Consider the following 2,544-nt stretch of genomic DNA (forward strand, 5'->3'; position numbering starts at 1 on the left):
TGGATTTAGGTTCCAGTGTCTTTTGACGTGGGGGTTCAAGTCCCCCCAAGCGCACGAAACCCTCTTGCCTGTTACCCCAGGCGAGAGGGAATTTTTAATAAATAATCGTTTCCAGTAGCGTCGTTGTGACTACATTTTGACTACATCCGAAGAGATCACCCAGAGTTCTACCGAGTGCATCTAAATCTTTTTCGAAGAAATTAGGGATACCTTGACCGCACTACTTTTGTAGGGCTGTTCGATACCTGGCTCCACGGTGGACGACATGGGGTTGTGTTCAAGGATAATGCTGAGGGTTTGAGATGTTGGTGGCCTGCCTAACCTGCGTGGGATAGCGGTTCCGTGTTGGTGTGGTCGCCAACTGGGTGAGCGGTATTAAACGCGTACCGAGTGCCGTTAGCGACGTTGTATTCTGCGATGCTGGATATGATGCGTTGTTATCTCCGACATCATGTTTGTTCCAGTTAAACTTGCGACGCCTTTTGTGTGTTCCCCACCTATCTGGTTCGTGGCTAGCGGGTGGAGTTTTGTGCTGTCTGTTTAGGCTGATTTCCAGCGGAGACGGCCGTCTTTAGCGGTCCTGCACGTCACCGGTTTACCGTGAGATGAGACCGTAACCGCTCCCGCAGTGGGGCAAAACGAGCCTGGATTGACGCCTCCGACGCTGCCACCACTTTCGTGGCCACCGCTTGAGTTATTGTTTGCTCCAGCCGTAGCAGCGTCGGCAATAGGTGCTTGTTCGATGGGGGCGGGCTCAGGCGTGGTCGTTTCCGTCGTCCGGGTCACTGTCTGTACTGCCGTTATGGTTTTCGTCTTAGTGGCGGGTGTCAAATTCTTCGTGTCGAATAACGGCTTCGGGGTCGCCTGAGACGTCGATGGGGGAACAACCGAGGCGGGGGTAGCGGTGGTAGGTGTGTCCTGGGGGAGCATACTTGCTCCAATCACGATAGCGGCTGCGGTCGCCCCGCCGGTGAGTATCCAATGCCGGTTACGCTTTGCTGGTTTGTCTGCTTTGACGAGGCCTGAAGCGACAAGCTGATCGTCCTCGCCCAGTAGCCCTAGTAATTTCTGTCGTTCTGCTTCTCCAGCCTGCCACTGCGCCATTGAGGTGGCGTCACGTTTGCGGCAGTAGAGCGACCAGCCGATGAGAAGAGCAGGGGTGCCCATGGCGAGGACCCAACCGATATTCGCGGAGGCTCCCATGTTTTCAGTGAATCCCGCTAGAAGCAGGATGATGCAGGAGATCATAAAGACCCACTGGGTGATGGTGACGGCTTTCGAGTGGGGTTTGTAAAAGTCCCCGGCCTGCCGTGATGTGGCCTTAGGCTGGCTGTTTTCTGTGGCGTGGGCGCTCATCGAGGTTCCTTAGAGGTATAGCCGTGTGATGCGTGTTGCGTCATACGGGGACTAGGCGAATGGTGGCACCTAGTTTCTTGAGGGATGGTTCCTGGGTGGAGGATGTAAAGAGGTTCTGCGCTTTTGTATTCGCTGGGGTCGATCAAAACATTAGCTGCGAAAACGGCGGCGTCTCGCCCATAACCATGTCTCCGGACATCGGTTCGGCGTGTGAACTGATAGCTGCGCGACGGGGGTCCTTACCGTTGTCTTGCGTGGGGTTGGTGTGTGCTAAGTCCCTCCAAGCGCACGAAACCCCTCCCTGTTTGCGCAGGTGAGGGGTATTTTAGTTTTCAGAACGGGTTGCATCAGGTCGTGAATCTCACGACCGCAGTCGCTACACCGATACGTCGGTGGTGTCCCACTCCAAGGTGTGTCCGTCGAGTAGCCAGTTAAGAGCCCATAGACGCTCAATGCCGCTGTTCGGGTCAAAGTTGGTGCCTCTGACCATTCCGCGTCGCGCAGCCGCCATGAGGCTCCGGTACGTCTGCTGTGCGTCGAGAAGCTCGTCGATATCGCGCACGGTGGGGGTCTCATCCATGTCCAAGGCGGTGGGGAACGCTGCTGCACCGTCGGTTGGTTCCCCGGTGAACGCCGAGGGCAGTTCATATCGACCGAGCGCCCAGGTCAGTGCCCCGACGGCTTCACTTCGCCAGGACAGCTTTTCTGCTAGTCCCGGATCCGCGGTCTCGAAGAGCTTCTTCTCTTCCTTGGTCCGTGCTGCAAATCCTTCGGGGGAAGTTTCCTCCATAAGCGCGGGGTCAATCGGATCGCCACGGAGAACCGAATCCGCGTAATCCGCGACCATGCACAGGGCAATAGCGCGCAGTTGAATATCTTCCGCTGGCTTAATCGCGAGTTCCTCCGGAGCGCGCACAGGCGTGAAAGTATCGGGAATATCGACGCCGATATTGTTGCGAATCTGGTTTTGGATTGTTGTGAACCGCTCCTGAGCAGAATCAATGATGGGCGGATGGCCAAGAGCCGTGACACTGGGCGTAGGAAGCAGAGGCTGCCCGGTGGGGTCAATAAACATCCCGTCTTCCATAAGAAGCACAGCATTGTTTTGAGCCGACCACTGCAAAAGCTGACGATATGTAGAAGGATCAGATGCATTGGCTTCGAAACTGTAATGCCATTGCGTCGACC

General features: G+C 55.9%; 2 protein-coding genes. Both read right to left on the minus strand.

Annotated features, from left to right (window positions below; genetic code table 11):
* Nucleotides 1-540: 540 nt before the first annotated feature.
* Nucleotides 541-1,356, minus strand: coding sequence for a hypothetical protein (locus Q3981_RS10330; protein ID WP_303126003.1), 816 nt, complete (start codon nucleotides 1,354-1,356; stop codon nucleotides 541-543).
* Between the two features lie 376 nt (nucleotides 1,357-1,732).
* Nucleotides 1,733-2,544, minus strand: an 812-nt coding sequence (locus tag Q3981_RS10335; protein ID WP_303126006.1) for a DUF4272 domain-containing protein, incomplete at its 5' end; no start/stop codon positions are given.

It is taken from the genome of Corynebacterium sp., assembly GCF_030530965.1.
In the GTDB taxonomy this organism is placed as follows: domain Bacteria; phylum Actinomycetota; class Actinomycetes; order Mycobacteriales; family Mycobacteriaceae; genus Corynebacterium.